The sequence below is a fragment of the Leptothoe sp. EHU-05/26/07-4 genome (genome assembly GCF_043421015.1).
GTDB lineage: Bacteria > Cyanobacteriota > Cyanobacteriia > Phormidesmidales > Phormidesmidaceae > Leptothoe > Leptothoe turfae.
Genome location: NZ_JAXSQV010000002.1, coordinates 1,053,563 through 1,073,119, shown reverse-complemented (window position 1 = coordinate 1,073,119; position 19,557 = coordinate 1,053,563). Strand labels below are relative to the sequence as shown.

The following is a 19,557-nucleotide window of genomic DNA, read 5'->3' as shown; positions in this document are numbered from 1 at the left end:
ATCTACACAAAGATAACACTCTGAAAAGAAAATAATAATATCTAAGTTCACATTCGTTAAAAACTTGAAAGAATTTCACGAAAACGAGGTCTCTTCTTGCCATTTTTTAATTAGAGAATTAGTTGTTGTCAACAGTTCCTCAAGTTCGCGATCTGCTAAAGAAACCACTAGCCCATGGGCTGCCCGATTCCGCTTTTCCATCACTGCTCGAATCATATCAAATTCATCCATCGATATCTCACCACTGGAATACATATGATTCAATAGCTTCACAGGAGGAAGACGATCAATTGGCAAATTCTGTTCTATGGCATGTTTTCTAAGTAACCCTGAAGTGGACCCCAAAGATAAAGTAATGCAGGTTCCAGCATTCCATCAACCATAAGCTTTTCAACAGCTGTCAGTTGACTGTGCAACATCGCCCAAGACGGCAACTCATCTCAATTGCAAGTTCAGAATCCACAGCCGTGAGCAGTATCCCAAATGACGAGGAATAATGACAGAGACCCTGGTGTAGTGGGTAGGGGCATCCCCTTGTGGGTGCCCTGGATAACCTATGCCATTGTTCAACCCTTTGATTGTCCGACCTTTGATTATCCGATTATGGTAGACGGCAAATATGAGCGCACCATCGGTATCTAGCGCAGGTGATCGACGAGCAAGCACGAGGCATTGCCCCTACAGGATTTCGGTATTTAGGGATGATTATGGGGGAATTCTGGATTACCTATCCATTGCCATATGATGCCCACCAAATACAATCTAGACAAACATCATCGTCGATCTATTCGTCTAAAACATTACGACTATTCCACACCAGGAAATTATTTTGTCACCATCTGCTTCCAAAACCGAGCATGTCTGTTAAGCAATATTGTTATCGAAGATCCAGACATAAGACCCCCTAGATTCCAAAAACTCCGTACATCTGCTGATTTCTTCAGCTTAACTTTAGGGATCAGCCCTTAGTGTTTTTTATTGATTAATAACACCCTGGATGGCAAACAGTTTCTCTGTTTAGCGCATCTAGTATTTGTATCCTAGCTCTATTATCTGTCCCGACTAATCTTATGACAAAGACACCCGTTATTGGTATTGGTTTAGACGCAGCGGATCCTACCCTACTGGAGCCCTGGATGGATCAAGGGCTGCTACCTAACCTTGCCCGACTGAGAAAAGAAGGCACCTATGGTCGGCTAGCAAATACGGTTCCCTATGTTAGCGGCGAGGCAGAATTTTCCTCTACAGAACCATCTTGGGTGGTTTTTTCCACGGGTTGTTATCCCAATAAAACAGGCTTCTGGGACACTATAGAATATTCTCCAGAAAGCTACAGCGTCGTGTGTGACGAAGTCGAGAGTGGCTATGACTATAAAAACTTTTCTCCTTTTTATGCGCTAGGCGATGACTATCGAGTCGCAGCATTTGATATTCCAGTTTCAGCCCTGTGTGACCAAGTTAAAGGTGCACAAATCCTGGGTTGGGGCGGCCACTTTCCCTTTGTTCAAAGCCATTCTCAACCCCAAGAACTGTTTTCTGACATTGTCGAAAAGCATGGTCGTAATCCGGTATTGCATAACGATAACGGTCGCTGGTGGGACCCTACCTACGTAAATTGGATTCAAACGGCTCTTCAGGAAAGTATTGAGAAGCGAGTAGATGTCTGTAAAGATCTGCTCCAGCGAGACTCTTGGGATTTATTCTTGACCACTTTTGGTGATACCCACTCCGCTGGCCATGACCTGTACGATCAAAGCCAACCGGATCATCCATTGCACACCTATCGCCGTGGCAAAACTGACCCACTGTTGACCATCTATAAGAAGGTTGACTGGGCTATTGGTGAAATCCTAGCTGCCGCTCCAGAGGATGCAACGGTATTTTGCTACTCTGTCCACGGGATAGGGGCCAACCTCACAGATTTGTTAAGCATGTTTTTCCTAGGAGAAGTCATGTATCGGTTTAACTTCCCAGGTAAGATGGGGCTGGCTCCCGGTAAGCTAGGTACCACACCACCTCCACCCATTAAGCGACCCATTCGTCGCTCCTGGCCAGATGAGGTTTGGCGCAAGATTAATGAGCCTAATCCGGTCAAGCGATTGATTAATACTTGGACACCTAAGAAGTGGTTAAGTGAAACCCAGGATGGATTGGCATCACCACGATTGCTACAGTCTACTCAGCCTCACTTAGGATGGATGCCTGGCATGGCCTTTTCTCCCCTATGGCCAGACATGAAAGCCTTTGCGCTGCCTGCCTTTGCGGATGGTCACATTCGCATTAATTTGCAGGGACGAGAGGGAGATGGCAAGGTCACTCCTGATGAGTACGATGCACTATGTGAAGATATTACAGCCATGCTGTATGAGCTGACTGATGGTCGTACGGGCCAGCCATTGGTGAAAAAAGTCTTACGCACCCGTCAGGATCCGTTGGACGATAATCCAACTCTACCCGATGCAGACTTGGTGGTTGTTTGGCACGAGTTACCAACCGATGTGGTCGATAGCCCTACTCTAGGACGGATTGGCCCAGTGACATTTAATCGTCCTGGTGGTCATCGTTCTCGTGGTTTCTTTGTGGCTAAGGGTGCCGCAATTCCAGCTGGTGAAACGTTGCAAAATGGTCACGTTGTCGATCTAGCGCCTACGTTCCTATCATCCTTGGGTGCACCCATTCCAGAGCACTTTGATGGTAAATCCTTGTTTGCTTCTTCCCGTTCTAAAGCAATTACCACTGTAGTGTGAATATAGGCTGCGATCGCAACCCCAAGTTTCTATTTCATCGTTCTGACCAATGTTTTTTAGTGACGACAGCTAAGGAGATAATCGTGACATAGACAGGTAGGTTACCTGTGTAGAAACTAAAGTATTTTTAGAATCCTAATCTACCCGGTGGTCAGGTTACTGGCCACCAGTCACTTTTTCTATTGGGAGCAGACACACTTAGATAAGTTCACACTACTATTATGAAGCCAGAAGTATCAGTTATAGTTCCTGCATATAACACTGAAACCTATATTAAGCGAGCGATTGACTCAGTTTTGTCTCAAACGTTTGAGGATTTTGAGATCATAGTTGTTGACGATGCTTCTACAGATGGAACTGTCCAGGTTCTTAAAGGAATACAGGATGATCGGTTAAAGTTAGTTTGTCAAAAACAAAATGGAGGGGCAGGGGCTGCGCGAAATCGGGCTCTGCAAGAAGCAACTGGAGATTGGGTTGCGGTTTTAGATTCTGATGATTGGTATGCACCTGAGCGATTGGAGCGACTTTTAACCTTTGCGAAGGAAAATCAAGCAGATATGGTGGCGGATGATTTTTACATCATTGAAGATGGAGAAACAGAACCTCGAACAACAATGATTAAGTACCATGATCCATCTATTGTTGATGTTCTCGCTATTAATCCTGTGTCGTTTGTCCTCTCTGATATTGAGGGCAGACAAGGTCTAGAGCTAGGATTCAGCAAGCCACTTTTTCGCAGACAGTTGCTCGTTGAGAACAATATCACCTATAAGCCAGAGATCAAAGTTTCACAGGACTTTTGGTTAGACTTAGACTGCTTGGTGAGAGGTGCAAAATTTCTGCTGTTGCCAGAACCCTACTATTACTATCGGTCTAGGGATGGTGCATTAACGACCAGCACCAACAAAGTTGAAAGACTAAATGAAGAATGTGCAGCGGTCAGGCGTTTTTTCAAAGATGAAGCTAGTTATCTAAAGCAAAATATAGAGCTGGTTGATGCGTTAAATCTAAAGCTTAAAGAGACGAAAAAACTAAAAGACTATTATAAGGTCGTTGCTTTTCTCAAGCGAGGAAAACTCTTCAGAGCTGGGTTAGAATCTCTGAAATATCCTTTATTTTATCAAACCCTACTATCAGAAGTGCCAAAGTCACTCTCTAGACACTTTGGTGCTATCTTTTTTAAGACTAAAGTATACAAGAAGTTTAGCTAAGCTCTAGTCATGTTAAAATGCGCAGTCTTCTGCCTCAGGTGACTACGCGGTTCAACTTGTTATATGGATGAAATTTAATGCCTAACAACGGCAGCATCAGCTCTTGCTAGGCATGTGATGAGCAATATCAGTTAGGTGATTCCAAGTAGTTCATACTGTTAACTTAGCACCTACTAGTAGCGACTGGAAACAATCGTGGCCATCAAAGATCTGCAAAAAAAGTCTTAAATGTACTACGAGGATGCTTGATCCAGCTTTTGACCACCGATAGGATATCAGCACGACGAGGATTCGGATCATCATCTGTGTAGACCGGATCGCAGCCAGTGTCTGTGTGACCGGCCCAGATTAGCCACTTACGACGCTCGGCCCAAGAAAAACGCCCCACAACAGCTTGAGTTGTCAAAATCAACCACAAGCGCCATCGATTACTAAAACGATAAACTTTGTGATGGTCCCATGTCTGATCTTGTTTTTGAATAACTTTGCCATATTCAGAATCATTGTTGGCATAGGCTAAAACTAGTTGATCTAATGGTAACTTACGCTCTAATTCAAAGGCCATTTGCCCATAGAATCTTGGATTAAAGTCCATTAACAATAGCTGGTTGCCATGCACAATAAACTCGGCTTCAAATACGCCGTAATAGCCAACTTCTCTACAGATATTTTTGAGATGGTCTATGGCCTTAGGATTCAGAGGACGGCTTTCAAAACAGAGTCCTACGCCTACACGAATAGGAAATTGTAAAACTTTAGCCGATGCACGGGTTAGGAATATCTCTTGGCTTTCATCAACAAAACCAGCGACGCTGTAGGTATTTTGACCGGCGGTTGCATGAAATTCTTGCACCATGGGCCAATTGACCTCTGGGTCAAAGTCAATGAGAAGAGGGTGGTAATAAAATTTTTGTTGGTAGTCTGGGTAAATTTCCAGTAATTTTTCTGGCGTTTCACAGACCTGACCCTTTTGGCGTCGCAACATGCCAATTTGGGTTCTAGGTTTGATCAATACTGGATACCTAAGCTTGTGAGCCTGCGCCTTGAGGTCTTCTACGGATGTGGGCGCAACTGTAGAGGGAACAGGAATCCCTAGCTTTTCTGCGATCGCATGTAGCTCTGGTTTATTCAGCAGCGCATAAATGGTTTTAACATCAGGGCTGTAGAGCTTGTAATAGTCGCTTAACTGATCACGATACCGAGAGATCAACCATGTCATATCATCACTTGACGGGTAGAGAAACGCGCCAGGATTTTGTTTGCCATACTCTATTAGCCAGTTAACAAAACTCTCAAAATCTTCTACTGGTGGGGATTTGAGGGCCTTTGAAAGATAGCGAGATTTATGGGTAAGTGTAGAAGTCTTAGGATCAGCCAGTAATGTAGGCTGATTGTGCTTCCCATAGGACCTCACAACTGCGAGGGTTCCCCCATAATCTCCCATAGTCATCATAATTGGAGCTTGGGTAGATGAGCTAATAGCTACCATAGGACGAGATCTTAAATAATTAGGAGATTCTTCTAAAACAAATTTTCAAACATGTGGCCTAGTCAGCCAAACAGTCCATATGGATAATGCTTTCGAAAGTGTCAGACTTGCGGATCATAAAAGATTCACCACTGCTATTTAATCCGACAATGCCAGGCTTAGGAAACGAAAAAGCTCGCGCTTCAGGCACAAAATAAGCCCCAGAATCCATAATGGAAATGGCATCACCTTTAGCTAGTTCAGGTAGTCGCCAAGCAGGATAGAGTGTATCTCCCATATGACAAATAGGACCCACTAAGCGATAAAGCTTTTCCGGATTCTGAGCTTTCTGCTGTAGAGGAAGAACCTGATGAAACTCATACTTTACAATCTCAGCAACACTAATGCCTGCATCCAAAATTCCATAGGTAAATGCTTCGGACGTTTCTTTAGTATCAACAATACGCGATAGTAGTGCTTGGGTATTCCCCGTAATCGCCCTTCCTGGTTCAACAGCTAGCTCCGGTATAGGACGACTAACGTCTTGAAAATACCCTGTGAGATCCTTAGAAATAAACTCAGCAAAGTCTTCTAGCGTAGGATAATCCTGTGGTGTCGGCTCTCTTACTTCAATACGGAAGGTCTCACTTAGCTTTTTATCAAAGTCTGAAAATGAACGTACCGTTGGAATAGCAATACTCCCGCCAACATCCAAAATCTCTGGGTGAAAATCAAATTCCTGATACAAAGTATTCAAAAAATCTTTAATACCTTGCAAGTATCCTGCCACATCATCCAGACCATCAAAGAGAACACCTCGATGGCAGTGCACACCAATAACATTAAGCTCAGGCATACTGAGGGCCTGACGGTAAGTTGCTAACGCCTCGCCAGTATCTACACCAAGACCAAACTGGCCACTCCAGCCCTTGGCGAATATCAATCGAATTGCAATATTGGCCTTTTTGCCAACTTGCCGAGAAATTTTAGCAAAACGCTCTAGCTCTTCGCGATGATTAACGTTAAGTAAGCGAATACCTCGGTCAATGGCTATCTCGATGGACTTGTCTGATTTGGCAGGGCCATTGTAGATGATCTTTTGAGGGTCTACACCAAGGTGTAAAGCTAACCATAGTTCATAAGGAGAAATAACCTCGGCACCTACGCCATAACTATGCAGGAGTTGAAGTATGCGGGGAATAGGATGAGTTTTATAGGAATAGTAAACATTGAGAATCTGCTGCTTTTGATGCCCGTACATCATGGCATGGGCATTCTGCGCTAGCTTCTGTGTGTTCAATACATGAAGGGGACTACCATATTGCTCCAGAAGAGTTTGAAGATTGACGCCATGTAGCGTAAGCGCACTATTTTCATAGGACATATTCCAGAGCTGGGGAGATAAATCCTGACGCATGCCCACTCGCTTTTGCAATGCTTGGGCACCAATACTGCGCACGAGCCGTTTTGCTTGAGTCTTTGGCATAATTACTTGCAATTCCCCAATTCTTAATTCTTATTCATGTATGACTTGAGCAAAGAATAAAAGTCCCCTAGATCCATGGTTTCTTAATACGATAAACATCTACGTCAAGAAAACATTAGAGAGTGACGCATATCGAGTCCGATCACTGAAAACAAGCATAAAGTTCGCAATTTTGCCTGGAAAATGCTTCCAACTGTCGAAACAATTTCTGTGTATTTGCCTGTTTAGTATTGTCCTCAAGGCTGAACAACTTTGGAGGATGTTCAGGTAACTAGACAAGAGATTACTTTGATATGCTGCTCTTTCCATACTGTTGCGTAGCCTTTCAATATTATCTGTGTTCTCCTATGTGGGGTTCATGTTGTTGCCAAGCTTGTTGAACCTAGTTGAACCTACTGTTTGTAAAACCATACAACGAAATTTTACGGGTGTTCGGTGCTTTTATCTTATTATTAATCGCTTATAATATTTTATTGCCATGTTTTCAAGTTTTTCACTGAATAGCTTGATCAGATATTTAAGTTACTATGATAAAATATTCTCGATTAGCTTATAAGTCAGTATTTTATAGTATCCGATACCATACTAGTGACTAAAATATTTGGTTTAGAACGTTTGGTTTTACATGGCCTCAGCAGTAACTAAAGGCTTTTGCTTCAATGAAATTGTTGTTTCAAAACCACTCAGAACTAGAATCTATTTATCCTTGCTTTAGCTGAGCTCCCATCATACCGAAACCCCTTTGGTTTTGAGGCTGAAAGTACATTAATGCCTATCCTAGAGAGTCACCTCGCGCACATATAAAATGAATTCTTTTCTAGCTATCTCCCTTGTCTCCGGCGTTTTGTTAGGCTTTCTAAGCCGTTACACCCTAAATTGGTTGTCAACATCATACAAGTTTCAGCTGTTTGGAAAGATGATTACATGTGTGGATACAACTGAGAAAGTTCTAGCGTTGACCTATGATGATGGTCCTAATCCACCTTATACAGATAACTTACTTGATGTATTAAAAGAGTTTGATGCAAAAGCAACCTTTTTTGCAATTGGTCAAAATATTGAAAAAAATATCAAAACAACTCGTCGTATGATTGATGAAGGGCACGAGTTAGGTAACCATTCGTATTCCCATCAAAGATTAATAGACACGAGTTTGGCAACAGTCCGTTCTGAAATCCAAAAGACGGACGACATACTAGCTGATTTGGGTGTCGAATCAAGAATACATTTTCGTGCACCTTATGGTTTAAAGCGTGTTCGGCTGCCTTGGGAGCTTGCCCGTAGAGAAAAAACAAATATTCTTTGGAATGTTGATCCTAAGGACTACGAAACAGCTGATCCAGAAAAAATTGCTGAGTCTATCGTTTGCAGTGTGGAGCCTGGCTCTATTATTCTTTTACATGATGGTGGAGGCAATCGATCCCAGACTGTGGCAGCAACCAAAATAGTTTTGAAAAGGCTTCAGAAAGAGGGGTATCAGTTCAAAACAGTTTCTCAGTTGATGGCATTACAGGCGGCATAAATAGATATCAAAAGCCCAAGCACATAAGCCCTTGGCGCATTGCTAAGGGCTTATGTGCTTTCAATGCCAATACAGATGAGTCTTACTAGACTGTTGTTGCTTCTCTTTCTACAACTTCTGAATAAATATCGACAATTTTACGAGTTTTTGTATCCCAGGTAAACTCCTTTGCACGCTGAAGTGCTTCGTAGGACATATCATGTCGCATAATATGGTCCTCAACCAACTGGGCAATATAAATAGCTAATTTGTTCACTACAAACTCTCTGGATAAAGGGTCGATCTTAAAGCCTGTTTTCTCTGTTACATACTCACCAATGCCACCGTTATCAACCACAATACAAGGTAAAGCATTAGCCATGGCTTCTAAAACGACTGCCCCACCAAATTCACGAACTGAGGGGAAACAGAAAATGTCAGACTGTCGATAATATTCTAAGGTCTGGTACTGCTCAACATATCCAGTGAAATGCACATGATCATTGAGTTTTAGCTGTTTTACCTGGTGCTCTAAGCTTTCCTGCTCAGAGCCATTGCCGACAATGGTTAGATGAATCTTTAGCTTTATAGACTCGTCCAGTTTGCTAATAGCGTCTAAAATCATATCAGCCCCCTTGTAAGGAACAAGTCGACCAACATATAGGAGTTTAACTTTATTATCTACTGACGCTTCTGTAGGTATTTTCGCTTGGGCTACTTCTTCCTCAGATCTGACAAAGGAGCTGGTAATACCATTCTCATAAAATAGTTCTATCTGATTGTCGCGAGTCTTAGGGAATAGCTCTTTAATCAGACTCAGTGTATAACTAGAGCCTGCCAAAATATAGTGGGCTTTTTTATAAGTTTCCCGGTACCCAGGAATGATAGAGCGTCCTATCCAGCGTAGGAAATTAAAGTAAGAATATTCTCGACGCCCCAGCTCCTTAAATCCGTCAGGAAACGGAACTCCACCATTGACTGGACCTAGAATGAACGGAGTTTTCTTGCATGCCTTAATTGCTTTTACAGGATAGCGTGGCATCATTGGGGTGATGGTATGAACTAGATCATAGTCACCGCGAACAATAGTTTCTTTAAATCGACTATAGACTGCCCGATTGAATCCCCAGTAAACTGGGTATGTAAACGCATTGCGCAGCGGCCAGATGATTTGCCCCTTATATAGGCTCAAACGATCCCCAAGCAGCTCTAGGTTTTCAATCAGTTTACTGTCTTCAATGTAAGTGATGTCTGCATCTGGGTGTATTCTCTCTAGCTCTTCTCTATTGCGTGCGTGAGTTACTAATGTAGTGTCAACGAATCTGCTGATACCTGCATACAATCGATATCCTTCCAGGGGAACTGAGTTCCAGGCAGGATTACATTGTTCAATAATGAGTAATACTTTCAATCTCTTTTTAGCCATAAATAATTATCCTATGATGTGACGGCATATGAATATGACGCTTTCACCATTGCAATACATATGTAAGCATCTACATTCAACTTGTTTAATAGTCATAGACGTTTAAGTAGATGCTTGCAATCAAGAAAAAGTGACGCTGATTCGACTGTTACATGTTCTAAGTGGTTATCGTTTTCAAGATATCAGCTGTGTAAGAACAGAGATACAAAAGGGACTGATCTAGTTCTCTTCTGCGGTAACAAATTTAGATAGTAGCTTGATATAAGCTGACTGGTAGTAGATGGCGGGTTCTATGATTTCATATGTGGGTTGATTGGGCTCTACGTCATCGATATAGGCTTTCATTGGAGGTCCTGACGCGATTGCTTCATCTCCGGAATAGTCTTTGTAAGGACCGCCCATAAAGAATCCAGGTGCGGGTCCTTTTTTCGATGTCAGTGCGTTTTCAAATTCACCCTGACCAAACCACTGATGGTACATCTCATTAGCGGAGTATTCGGCACCGTACTCATACATGTTACTGAGAAAGACAATGCCTAATGGATTTACACCGTGAAAATAGTTGATGGCACCTAAGGAGCGCTCAATGTAGGCTGGCCATTCCGCTTTATGTATGCCCAGCATAACAGGGTCATAATTCATGTTCCCATAGTTGGCCTTAGTCATATTGCTGCCCCAATGATACTGTTCGTCAGGCATGTAGGAGCGAAACGGATCTAGCAAATCATCGCTGCCATAGGCTTCTGGATGATAGTCAATTAACTTATCTTCTAGATCTGTTAAAATTTCCTCTTTTAAAGCCTCATCGGCATCAGGCATTTGGGAATAGAAAATTAACGCATCTCCTTGCCAAGGATCGTAGCGAGACCAGGGACCGTCTCTGTAGGGTTGTGCCAGGTCAATATTGTCAACAACATAGTTGGAGAACTGTGGATCTCCTGTTGCTGCAAACAGATAAACAGCGGCGCTCACTGTTGTTCCCAACTGGGCGTCCGCAGTCATATCTGCGTCTCCTGATTTGATTTCTCCTGTGTCACAATCTGTGTCTATTGGATGGACCTGGAACCAGTCCCAGGCTGCTCTGGCTCGGGATGTTAACTCAGCAGCGTAGTCTTCTAATTCAGGAATAGACTGCATCTCTACTGCGGCGTGGGCAAAGACGCTTGCGATCGCAATTGTAGATGATGAACACTTAGGACCATAATACCGAGGCCGAGTATCCTTACTAGGAATAGGGCTTGGCGGATTGTAATCCAAATTTCCGATCTTAATAAAGGCACCCCCATCATCGTCTTGCATCCGTATGAGCCAGTCTAGTTCATACTTAATTTCATCCAACAAATCAGGAATACCATTACCTGACTCAGGAATATTAAAATCATCCGTCCAAATTTTGGGGTTTTGACTGTAGGCACTTAGAAGCTGATGGACAGGTTGCAACGTATACGTAACATACTTGTTTGTGTCACCTGCATCAAACCAACCACCATGCATAGCGCGTTCGGTTGCTGGATTTTGTTTGTCATCTACAAATCGTGCCTGGGTATCTTGTCCAGGACCCATGTAAGCTGCTCCATCAGTCCAGCGTGCGTCTGCAAAGGGTTCTGTTTTAGAGAAACCACTGCGCTGGTAGAAAAACATTCGAGTAGCAGCAATTAAGACATCTCTGTAGATGTCTGAGCGAATTTCAAATTCAGCTGAACGTGTCTCTCCGTCTTCACGGACGATGACATACTTACCAGGCTCATCCAGGTCTGAAAAATCAACCCACCAGGCACGTTCTCCTGACTGTGAATGAACCGCCCCATTTGTCCACTTGACTGGGGTAATAACCTCAATCACCTCATCGGTTTCAGCATTTCTTAATTCGTAAGGTTGATCACCACCTAAAGGACCAATAACAACCGCAACTTTTGGATCTTGAGGGCGATAGCCAAACTGGTCTACTAAAACTTGAAACTCTTTAACCGTCGACTCTTGAGCGCCATCTGAACAGCTCAGTGCACCAAGAGCAATAGTAACAGCACCAGCGACCTTAGCAATTGTGCCTAGTATTGCCTGATAATTTCGAAAAGGTTTGGTAAGCGTAGATTTAATCATAGGAATGCTTGTGTAGATGGAGTTATTAGAAGATGCTGTAGAGATGACTATAACTATCTCAAACAAATTCGAAAGCACAAATATATCCTAGGCAAGCCCAAGTAATGCACTACTGCCAGTTACCTTGACGCCCTAAGAGTCCGGAGAGTGTTCCCATACCCCGATACATTCTAAGTAATGCCTGGGCTACTTTACTCTTACCTAGAAATATAGATGGGCCAATAGAGAGAAACCCCATGACAATTAACCCCAATCCTTTGATTGTTCGAATAGCCTGAACCTTAAATGAAGGATAAAGCTCTGATTCAATTAAGCTGTGAACACTCCAAGACCAGAATCCTCTGTTTAAAATCCAATCTAAAGACAAGCGTTGATCGGCAATAGGCTCATAGAGAACTGCTTCATCAGCCCAAACAATTTTATACCCCTGTTTATTTAAGCATGAAAACAGGTAAGCATCTTCTGCTCCCTTATGGGCAAAACGATGATCAAAGAGTGGCTCATCTTCCTCCAGATCTTTCAACAGCTTAGTGCTAAACATAACGTTGCCTGTGAAAGCTGTATCCATTCTTTTTCCAGTTTCATAGCGAGGAAATGAATAAAAGTCGCCAGCTTTAATCCAATTAGGCACTTGCTGTTCTTCCTTATAAACAGCAAGAACTGGACCTGTAATGATGGCAGCGTTAAACTTCTGTTGATTGATTAAAAGTTCCTCTAGCCAATGGGGAGTTGCAGTCTCATCGTCATCTAGCATGGCAATGAAATCCGAATCTTCAGATGCCTCAGCAACACAACGATTACGCGCATACGTCACTCCCTGATTAGTCTCTACAAAATATTTGAGTGACCATTGGAAAGAAGATTTTAGGGCTTCAACTGTTGCCTCCGCAGAACGAGTAGAGTCGTTATCAACGATGATGACTTCGATACTAGGTATAGGAATCTGAGTAAATGTAAGGTTATTCAAAGACTCCAACAATTTTTGCAATAAGTGAGGGCGTTTATACGTTGCGGCACAAATTGAAACCTGGGTCAGAGTTGTGGAGGAATTGATATTAGCCTCACCATCGGATCGTTGATTGGAGGTTGCCTGCATCTTTCAAGTTAAGTGAGTAAATTAGATTTGGAACTATTGGATGGCCCGAACCCATTTCAGCATGGCCCTATCGGAAATAGTTGCTTCAGTTGATAGCTAAAAAATGGACATAGTAAGACACATATCTAGAATGCCCCACGTACAATTACGAATGAAAATTAGAAAGATTGTTCCTGGAAGCTACATGTTATATAGCTCAGGTCTTGATTACTGCTTCTGCCTAAACTAAGGCACTTGTGCTTATGATAATCCCCCCATTACCCCATCACTCATCCACCTATCTACAGCCCCAATCTGGGTCTTTATTTTTGTGTACTCCCCTAACCATACTTGAGCATATTTATTGTGAAGACTCAGAGGCATCTTTGTAGGTTTTCAGGGCATCTAAGAACTTGATATGTAATCCATAATTGCTATTGACAAATCGTTGTAAACATTCATCAATAAAATCTTTGTATACAGGACGACCTTTATAGGGAGATAGGTAGCTTGTAAAGATACCCTTCTTGTAAGGCACTGTATATTTGGAGGTTCCTGTACGGTGATCGGCCAAGTGCTTTTTGCCAGTCCAGTAGTGTCGACTCAGAACAGTTGGAACTCGTGAGCAGTCTGGAGCTAGAAAATATGGGTGGTTGAGTTTTCGCCAAGATAAATAGAATGTGTCTTTATCACCCATTGCATGTTGATACCAAAACTCCGAACCAAGATTCATCCATTCGGCAAGGTTTAGGGCTTTCCAACAAGCAACTTTGTCAAAGAGTAGTAAACCCGTTTCAAATTCTGTATCACCGTTATAGGGCATACCTACATGATCCCAAACAGGCTTACCAGGTAGGAGTATGTGACGCTGATAATCGGGGAAGAAAATAGCTCTATTCTCTTGATATTCCTTAGTGTCAAACAGAAACTCTAGATTGCATACGGGAAAGCAGTCAGCATCAATGAGCATTACTTCCCGTAATTGTGAGTGGAGAATGGCTGCTGTCTTAATAGGAAAACCACGCATCTGTTTTAGAGGCCGGTTTTTGCAACAGTCCATGATGTCATGCAACGAAACATCATGTTCCATAAATGCTGGTCTGGCCCAGGCTGGAATCTCATCTTCACCAGCATGCCAGATTTCTATCGGTAGCGTCGCACCATAGTGCCGTAGGAGACGGACAACAACATAAGCGCTTTCTAGATAAGGGCCTCCTGCGCAGATGACAAACCCTCTTCCAGAAAAATCTTTCATTTCAGGTGCTGGAGCCTTAACTTGTTCATTAAATAAGTTTGCAGCATTAGACGCATCGATCTTGTATTCTAATAAATCATTCATAGATTAATCCTTCAATTTATAGTGCTACACCACTGAATCTTCCCTGTCCCATCTACAAAAATTGGTTCTGGTGTTTCCGAAATGGGGTATGCAAACGTGAAAATATCAGACGAAGTGGAAACTGCTCTTTCCGACACAAACATTGACGCACTAGGTGGTGCAAAGTTTCTTTTCTATCTGTTGATAGATGAAGACTTTCCGTATCTATTCATGCCCTTAGAAGATATCTTTTGTACGTTATTTAGAACAACTATATTGGTGAGAAGATTAGTGACTTTTAGCCATTTGGGTGAATGCTTGTGCTCCGTTTTCTACGGAACTGGCAATATCATTCAGAAACTTTTCTTTCCGTGTTTGTAACCAATTTGAAGTTGTTTTTTCTGCACTTCGCGTTCTTTCCGTGGTCCAGTTAAACGCCTCAGCAGCTAATAGATGGGCAAACTCTTTAGGGTGTTCAGATATTTGGACGATTGGAGAGACTAGAGAGACACCTCGCATAGAGGTTGGAGTGGCTACAATTGCTGATCCTGAGGCAAGAGCATCAAGGGTTTTGATTTGTATACCGCTGCCTCCCAACATCGGTAGTGCGATCACTCTAGCTTGGGCCATGAAAACCTGAGAGTTTGGTACAAAACCTTCATACTTAACATTTGGATATTTCCCGCTTAACCATTCAGCACCTTTGCCAGCAACGTGAATGGATAGCTGACTGGATAGTTCAGGATAAACAAACTTAAAAAACCAATGTAACCCTTCCTCATTAAATTTCCAGGTCCAGCTGCCAATTAATCCAATATCAAATCTCTTCTCAATCACATTTTCACAAACTTTCTCTGGACCTAAGGGTAAGGCTAACGCTTTAACGTTATAAACGCCTTTGAGTCTAGAAAAATGATTGGCATCATGCTCAGTTAAGGTCCAAACTTCTGCGGCTTGTTTCGAAAGCTCAGATTCTATTCTTTTTACCATTTTGGCTTCTCGAGCATAGAGCCATCTTTCGAATAAGTTCTTAGAGTTATTGAAGTGGCTGAGGTAGATTTCATGCTCGATATTATGAGCAATAAATATAATCTTACTTTTCCCAGCAACTAACTTTGCTAACCAAGCTAGTTGAGAGTGATCAATAAAAACCACATCATATTGCTTGGCACTAAGAAGAGTGTTTACCAATTTCACATAGGTTTGAGAGTAATATTTAGCAGCTGAATAGGGCAACTTAACTAGGAAGCTGAGTAAAAGCCAGAGGATAGCGTCAATTTTGGCACTACTTGTCTCTATATGCCGCTTTTCTACTAACACTTCATGAGCTTCCGGCTCAAAACTATCATCCTTTCGCATGTAGCCTACGACTGAAACCTTATATCCGTTTTGTCTCAGGCCATTAATAAAAGCCTGAGATGCGACTTCACCTCCAGTTTTCCTTCGACTAGGAAGCAGCGTAGTTAAGAACAAAACATTAGTTGCTTTCATTACTACTCAGAGAACCCTTTGTTTAACTCAATAAAACAGCTAAAAACACTATTTGATTTCATAAAAAATTAATGCTTTCCTAGGAATTACATCGGAAATGACATTTAATCTTTTAGCCTTAGATAGCATGTACGCCTAATGCTCCCATCCTATTTCTCAAATCGCCCTACCCCTTTAGCCTGGCATTAAAAAATCCTATAATGCCCTAAAAGTGAACTTCATACTCAGATAGGCAATTTGTTTCTTTCAAAATGACTTAAACTATACAGTTATTGTTCCTTAAGATGCTATGACAGCTTCTCTAGTGCGGTAAAATATGCTGACGATGTCGGAAAAATGGTTGTGAAGACTATTCGTAGAGAATTATGTAAATGTCTGCTCGATGGCTAGAACTAAGTAAATACAATCCTTATGCCCATTGAATACGAATGGGATTGAGCATATATCAACAGTTTTCAATTGATAAAAACCTGCTGAGTAACTGGGTAGATGCCTGATTATGCCCTGATAGCTGCAACTAAGGAATATATTTTTCTATTATGAATGGAAGAGTTGTCTATGACAATACGTACTTTGTCGCAAACAGAATTGAATTGTAGTGATTGCGATTTAAAGATTAAGCTTGTCATAAGCTGTCTTATATAGTAAAGAATCATCGCGGCATAGTTCATTGAGGGGTCTCCTCAAATCCATAAATATGCTTCTAATATTGATTGATGGCAACAAAACTTTTATTAATGCTGTCAGTCTACATAGACTTATTGTTTCTGGACTAACTTGCTTTAAATACTCTTGAAAATCTTTTTATTTTAATTAATTTTGAACTATTTTATCCCAGAGAATTTTTAAGAAAGTCATGTAAGAGATTTACTGTGTTCCTGTGGAGTCTTCCTCTAATCGCTGTCAGAAGCAGTTTCAGTCTGAATAACCTGCTCTTGCTCTTTTGATTGTCGGTAACAAAAGAATACCACTAGCCATAAGGTTACGAGTTTGAATAGTTCAGATGTCAACGTTGCCCACGCTGCCCCCTGCCAAGAATACCGAGGAATGAGGTATAGGTTTGCTCCAAAGTTAATAAAAGCTGCTGTTACTTGCAATACGCTTCTGGCTCTATGAAAGCCTGCACCAGTTAACGTATCAGCAGCAATGAATTGGAGAGTTGCGATCAAATGAATAGGTGCCAGCCATATTAATACACCAGCAGACTGGGCGTATTCTGGTCCTAAAATATTTGATGTAAATGGCGAAAGAGTCAGTAAGGCAATTGCTGCAATAACTCCATAGCCTACGGCCACAGGGACCAATTTAAAGGCAAATTGTAGACCTGCTTTAATGCCAGAAGCGCCATATCGCAAAAAGCGAGTGTAGGTGGCACTCATGACTGCAATAATAATGATGTATCCAACATCGATAAATCGATACCCTGCAGCATAAATACCAGCTGCATCAGCAGATGCCAGACTGACTAACATTGTTCTGTCAATCTGGCCGTTTACAGTTTCTGCGGACTGGGCAATGGCGAAGAAAAAGCCCTCGGCAAACTTGGGTGGATACTTTTTTAGATTGAATATAGGACGACCAAATAACTTGTTCACCGTTAGCAGTGATACAGTCGCTGGTATGATTGAGCCTAAGCAGTATAAACCACCCCAGGCAACAATATTACCATCTTCGAAGAGGACCAGGAGGGCAATGGCTGCAAGTAGTTTTCCTACACCGTATAGAACCTTACTTTGGGCAGCTACCTTGTAGCGATCGCAAGCCACAAACGCAGTTGCAGCTAGATCGAATACTTTCCCCCCTAAGAGATCTGCTAGCAGTATAAATAAGACAAGCAGTAGTGACGTACTGGGAGCAAAAATGACCTTGACCAAGCCTAGCATGATGGGGACTAGGGCAGCGGTAAAGGTTAAAGAGGTGAGTAGTGCTGTACCCCAATATCCTCTAAAAACCTTTGGGTCCCTTGAAACATACTTGATAAAAATATCCGCACTGCCGAGACCAACAAATGGAAACAGTAGCTTAACGAAGGCAGCAATGCCGATAAATATGCCGTATGCTTCAGCTCCTAAGACTCTAGCTACAATGACAAAGTAGGCCCCTTGAATAAATATACCGAGTGCTTGGGCAGATAGCATCCACATGCTGTCTTTTACTAAGGATCCACTCAAGATCCCTTTGAGTTTGGAAATTATCTTTTTCACCTCATTGACTCAGTTGTAAAGGATAAATTTGGCAAACTATAAATTAAACATTAGTTTGAGTAGTCTGGACATTTTTTGAGGGCTTGATTTTGTCCATGATTTTATCCCCCATAATATTGTTGTTGTTGCCCAGACTAAATCTGTCAAAGTCATTCAAATATTTCGCTTCAAATGATGTCGTAAAGCTCATGGAACAAATTAGAATCCAAAAAATGCTGTTAGGTGCTAACAGTGAAGATTCTGCCAGATTAATTAGGACGATATAGAGGGTATAGGCTGCAGGCCAACTGCTTACCCATGTTTTAAACAAGCGAGTTCTGGCAAGCCCCCTAAGCAACGTTTGCCATAGCACTAATGACACTAAGGTTGTGCCAATCAGGCCAATTTGCAAGGTCATGTCCAGAAACCCCTGGTGCGCATCTGGTACACGCCAGCCAGCCCGCTGCCATATATATAAAGACGGCCCGGCTGTCCCATGCCAGAAACCACCAACACCGTAACCGAGTGCTGGACGATGGCCAATCATTGTATAAATGTACTCCCAAATATCTGTACGCCCTGTTAGGGTTGCGTCTTTTCCAATTAACCCGAGGGCAAATGTCATTAGAGGAACATAAGCGACGGAGACAAATATGGCTCCCGAGATCAGAAAAATCAGTGATAGAAGTAGTTTACGAGTTTCTGTTTTAAATACTTGAAGCACTGTAACGATAGTCAAAATAAAAACAGAATTGAGTAATGCTCCTCCGGATCCAGTTTTGTTGATCATTTGCAGCGAGAGGAACAATCCAATGATGTAGAGCCACTTGAGGCGTTTATCCTTGACCTCATTGAACATGGTATACATGACACCACAGGCGAGTACCATCATTTTCCCAGCACCGTTTTTATGGGTAAAGACACCTCGCCATGCCCCTGGATGAACCGGTGGGCCCATAATGCCGTACTGAGGCAGTGCATAGACAAACACAAAATTTAAGATGGATATACTTAGCAGCACATAGCTGAGGATTGTGATCTGCTGTTTCAAGGTGTATCGTCCTGCTAAATACACTGCGAACAACATATTACACGTGGCAAAGATCCCTGCAGATAGGGAGTCATCAGGGGCAAAAGACCAGAAAAATGACAGACCCACAACGGTGCTGGCTGCAATCAGCACTGGGTTGCTCAGCAAAATATAGAGCGTTCGTTTATATCTGCACGCCACGAAAAAAAGCGTAAGACAATTATGAATAACGTAGAAAAGATGAACGGGAATATAGTTAATCGAATCGTAGCTAAATCCATCTCCTTCACTGGCTCCACCGCTAAGAAGAACCATCGTTACAGCATCTGTGAAGAAAAAGAAGGAAATAAACACATAGGTGAATTCGACTTTTTCTAAGATCTTTTCTAATAAAGCTCTACCGGGTGACTTTTTCTTTTCTACTTCTTCAGAAGGAGGTTCGCTTGCTGGAGTAGTTTGAAGCACCATAGGGCAACAGGCTTATAGGGGTTTTGAAATATGTTGGATAGATGGTCTTTCTA

14 protein-coding genes and 1 pseudogene are annotated in these 19,557 nt (G+C 42.2%); 5 read left to right on the top strand and 10 right to left on the bottom strand.

The genetic code is table 11. From position 1 onward, the window contains the following. Positions 1–75: 75 nt before the first annotated feature. The gene (locus U2F10_RS06355; RefSeq protein ID WP_499871354.1) at positions 76–273 is read right to left on the bottom strand and encodes a hypothetical protein; all 198 of its coding nucleotides are present in this window, start codon (positions 271–273) and stop codon (positions 76–78) included. 210 nt (positions 274–483) lie between these two features. On the opposite strand from U2F10_RS06355, the gene U2F10_RS06350 reads away from it, so the two are divergent. The 4 genes and pseudogenes from U2F10_RS06350 (at position 484) to U2F10_RS06335 (ending at position 3,958) form a co-directional block, all read left to right on the top strand. Next, positions 484–642, top strand: a complete 159-nt coding sequence (locus U2F10_RS06350) for a hypothetical protein (protein WP_499871352.1) — start codon at positions 484–486, stop codon at positions 640–642. Between the two features lie 102 nt (positions 643–744). Next, positions 745–879, top strand: a pseudogene (locus U2F10_RS06345) (transposase); the annotation flags it as partial. Positions 880–1,070: 191 nt separating this feature from the next. Further along, positions 1,071–2,747: an alkaline phosphatase family protein gene (locus U2F10_RS06340; RefSeq protein WP_499871350.1), complete on the top strand. Its 1,677-nt coding sequence runs from the start codon at positions 1,071–1,073 to the stop codon at positions 2,745–2,747. Positions 2,748–2,968: 221 nt separating this feature from the next. After that, positions 2,969–3,958: a glycosyltransferase family 2 protein gene (locus tag U2F10_RS06335; protein WP_499871348.1), complete on the top strand. Its 990-nt coding sequence runs from the start codon at positions 2,969–2,971 to the stop codon at positions 3,956–3,958. 202 nt (positions 3,959–4,160) lie between these two features. Here U2F10_RS06335 and U2F10_RS06330 read toward each other — a convergent pair whose 3' ends face one another. Both U2F10_RS06330 and U2F10_RS06325 read right to left on the bottom strand, forming a co-directional pair. Beyond that, positions 4,161–5,447, bottom strand: a complete 1,287-nt coding sequence (locus U2F10_RS06330; protein WP_499057543.1) for a carboxylate--amine ligase — start codon at positions 5,445–5,447, stop codon at positions 4,161–4,163. A 58-nt stretch (positions 5,448–5,505) separates the two neighbouring features. Beyond that, a complete protein-coding gene (locus U2F10_RS06325) occupies positions 5,506–6,912 on the bottom strand; it encodes a type III PLP-dependent enzyme domain-containing protein (RefSeq protein WP_163699068.1) in 1,407 nt (468 codons plus the stop codon). Between the two features lie 805 nt (positions 6,913–7,717). Here U2F10_RS06325 and U2F10_RS06320 point away from each other — a divergent pair. Further along, positions 7,718–8,434: a polysaccharide deacetylase family protein gene (locus U2F10_RS06320; protein ID WP_163670730.1), complete on the top strand. Its 717-nt coding sequence runs from the start codon at positions 7,718–7,720 to the stop codon at positions 8,432–8,434. An 85-nt stretch (positions 8,435–8,519) separates the two neighbouring features. Here the strand turns inward: U2F10_RS06320 and U2F10_RS06315 are convergent, their stop codons facing one another. The 7 genes from U2F10_RS06315 to U2F10_RS06285 all read right to left on the bottom strand — a co-directional run bounded on the left by U2F10_RS06315 (position 8,520) and on the right by U2F10_RS06285 (position 19,504). Continuing rightward, positions 8,520–9,839 (bottom strand): glycosyltransferase, encoded by a 1,320-nt coding sequence (locus U2F10_RS06315; protein WP_499871345.1) that lies wholly within the window; start codon positions 9,837–9,839, stop codon positions 8,520–8,522. Between the two features lie 219 nt (positions 9,840–10,058). Next, a complete protein-coding gene (locus U2F10_RS06310) occupies positions 10,059–11,939 on the bottom strand; it encodes a glycoside hydrolase family 9 protein (protein ID WP_163670726.1) in 1,881 nt (626 codons plus the stop codon). Between the two features lie 109 nt (positions 11,940–12,048). Beyond that, positions 12,049–13,035, bottom strand: a complete 987-nt coding sequence (locus U2F10_RS06305) for a glycosyltransferase family 2 protein (protein WP_499057550.1) — start codon at positions 13,033–13,035, stop codon at positions 12,049–12,051. A 340-nt stretch (positions 13,036–13,375) separates the two neighbouring features. Beyond that, positions 13,376–14,353 carry an alpha-mannosyltransferase gene (locus U2F10_RS06300; RefSeq protein WP_163670722.1) on the bottom strand — a complete coding sequence of 326 codons (978 nt, stop codon included), beginning with the start codon at positions 14,351–14,353 and terminating at the stop codon, positions 13,376–13,378. Between the two features lie 267 nt (positions 14,354–14,620). After that, on the bottom strand, positions 14,621–15,823 hold the full coding sequence (locus tag U2F10_RS06295; protein WP_499871343.1) for a glycosyltransferase: 1,203 nt from the start codon (positions 15,821–15,823) through the stop codon (positions 14,621–14,623). Between the two features lie 893 nt (positions 15,824–16,716). Then, positions 16,717–18,027, bottom strand: coding sequence for an oligosaccharide flippase family protein (locus U2F10_RS06290; protein ID WP_499057555.1), 1,311 nt, complete (start codon positions 18,025–18,027; stop codon positions 16,717–16,719). A 43-nt stretch (positions 18,028–18,070) separates the two neighbouring features. Continuing rightward, positions 18,071–19,504, bottom strand: coding sequence for an O-antigen ligase family protein (locus tag U2F10_RS06285; RefSeq protein ID WP_499871341.1), 1,434 nt, complete (start codon positions 19,502–19,504; stop codon positions 18,071–18,073). Positions 19,505–19,557: the final 53 nt, after the last annotated feature.

Excerpts from the sequence above, each read along its gene's own strand:
- U2F10_RS06310 (WP_163670726.1), bottom strand. The coding sequence starts at position 11,939 with ATGATTAAATCTACGCTTACCAAACCTTTTCGAAATTATCAGGCAATA.
- U2F10_RS06305 (WP_499057550.1), bottom strand. The coding sequence starts at position 13,035 with ATGCAGGCAACCTCCAATCAACGATCCGATGGTGAGGCTAATATCAAT.
- U2F10_RS06350 (WP_499871352.1), top strand. The coding sequence starts at position 484 with ATGACGAGGAATAATGACAGAGACCCTGGTGTAGTGGGTAGGGGCATC.
- U2F10_RS06325 (WP_163699068.1), bottom strand. The coding sequence starts at position 6,912 with ATGCCAAAGACTCAAGCAAAACGGCTCGTGCGCAGTATTGGTGCCCAA.
- U2F10_RS06335 (WP_499871348.1), top strand. The coding sequence starts at position 2,969 with ATGAAGCCAGAAGTATCAGTTATAGTTCCTGCATATAACACTGAAACC.
- U2F10_RS06330 (WP_499057543.1), bottom strand. The coding sequence starts at position 5,447 with ATGGTAGCTATTAGCTCATCTACCCAAGCTCCAATTATGATGACTATG.
- U2F10_RS06315 (WP_499871345.1), bottom strand. The coding sequence starts at position 9,839 with ATGGCTAAAAAGAGATTGAAAGTATTACTCATTATTGAACAATGTAAT.
- U2F10_RS06300 (WP_163670722.1), bottom strand. The coding sequence starts at position 14,353 with ATGAATGATTTATTAGAATACAAGATCGATGCGTCTAATGCTGCAAAC.
- U2F10_RS06340 (WP_499871350.1), top strand. The coding sequence starts at position 1,071 with ATGACAAAGACACCCGTTATTGGTATTGGTTTAGACGCAGCGGATCCT.
- U2F10_RS06285 (WP_499871341.1), bottom strand. The coding sequence starts at position 19,504 with ATGGTGCTTCAAACTACTCCAGCAAGCGAACCTCCTTCTGAAGAAGTA.
- U2F10_RS06320 (WP_163670730.1), top strand. The coding sequence starts at position 7,718 with ATGAATTCTTTTCTAGCTATCTCCCTTGTCTCCGGCGTTTTGTTAGGC.
- U2F10_RS06295 (WP_499871343.1), bottom strand. The coding sequence starts at position 15,823 with ATGAAAGCAACTAATGTTTTGTTCTTAACTACGCTGCTTCCTAGTCGA.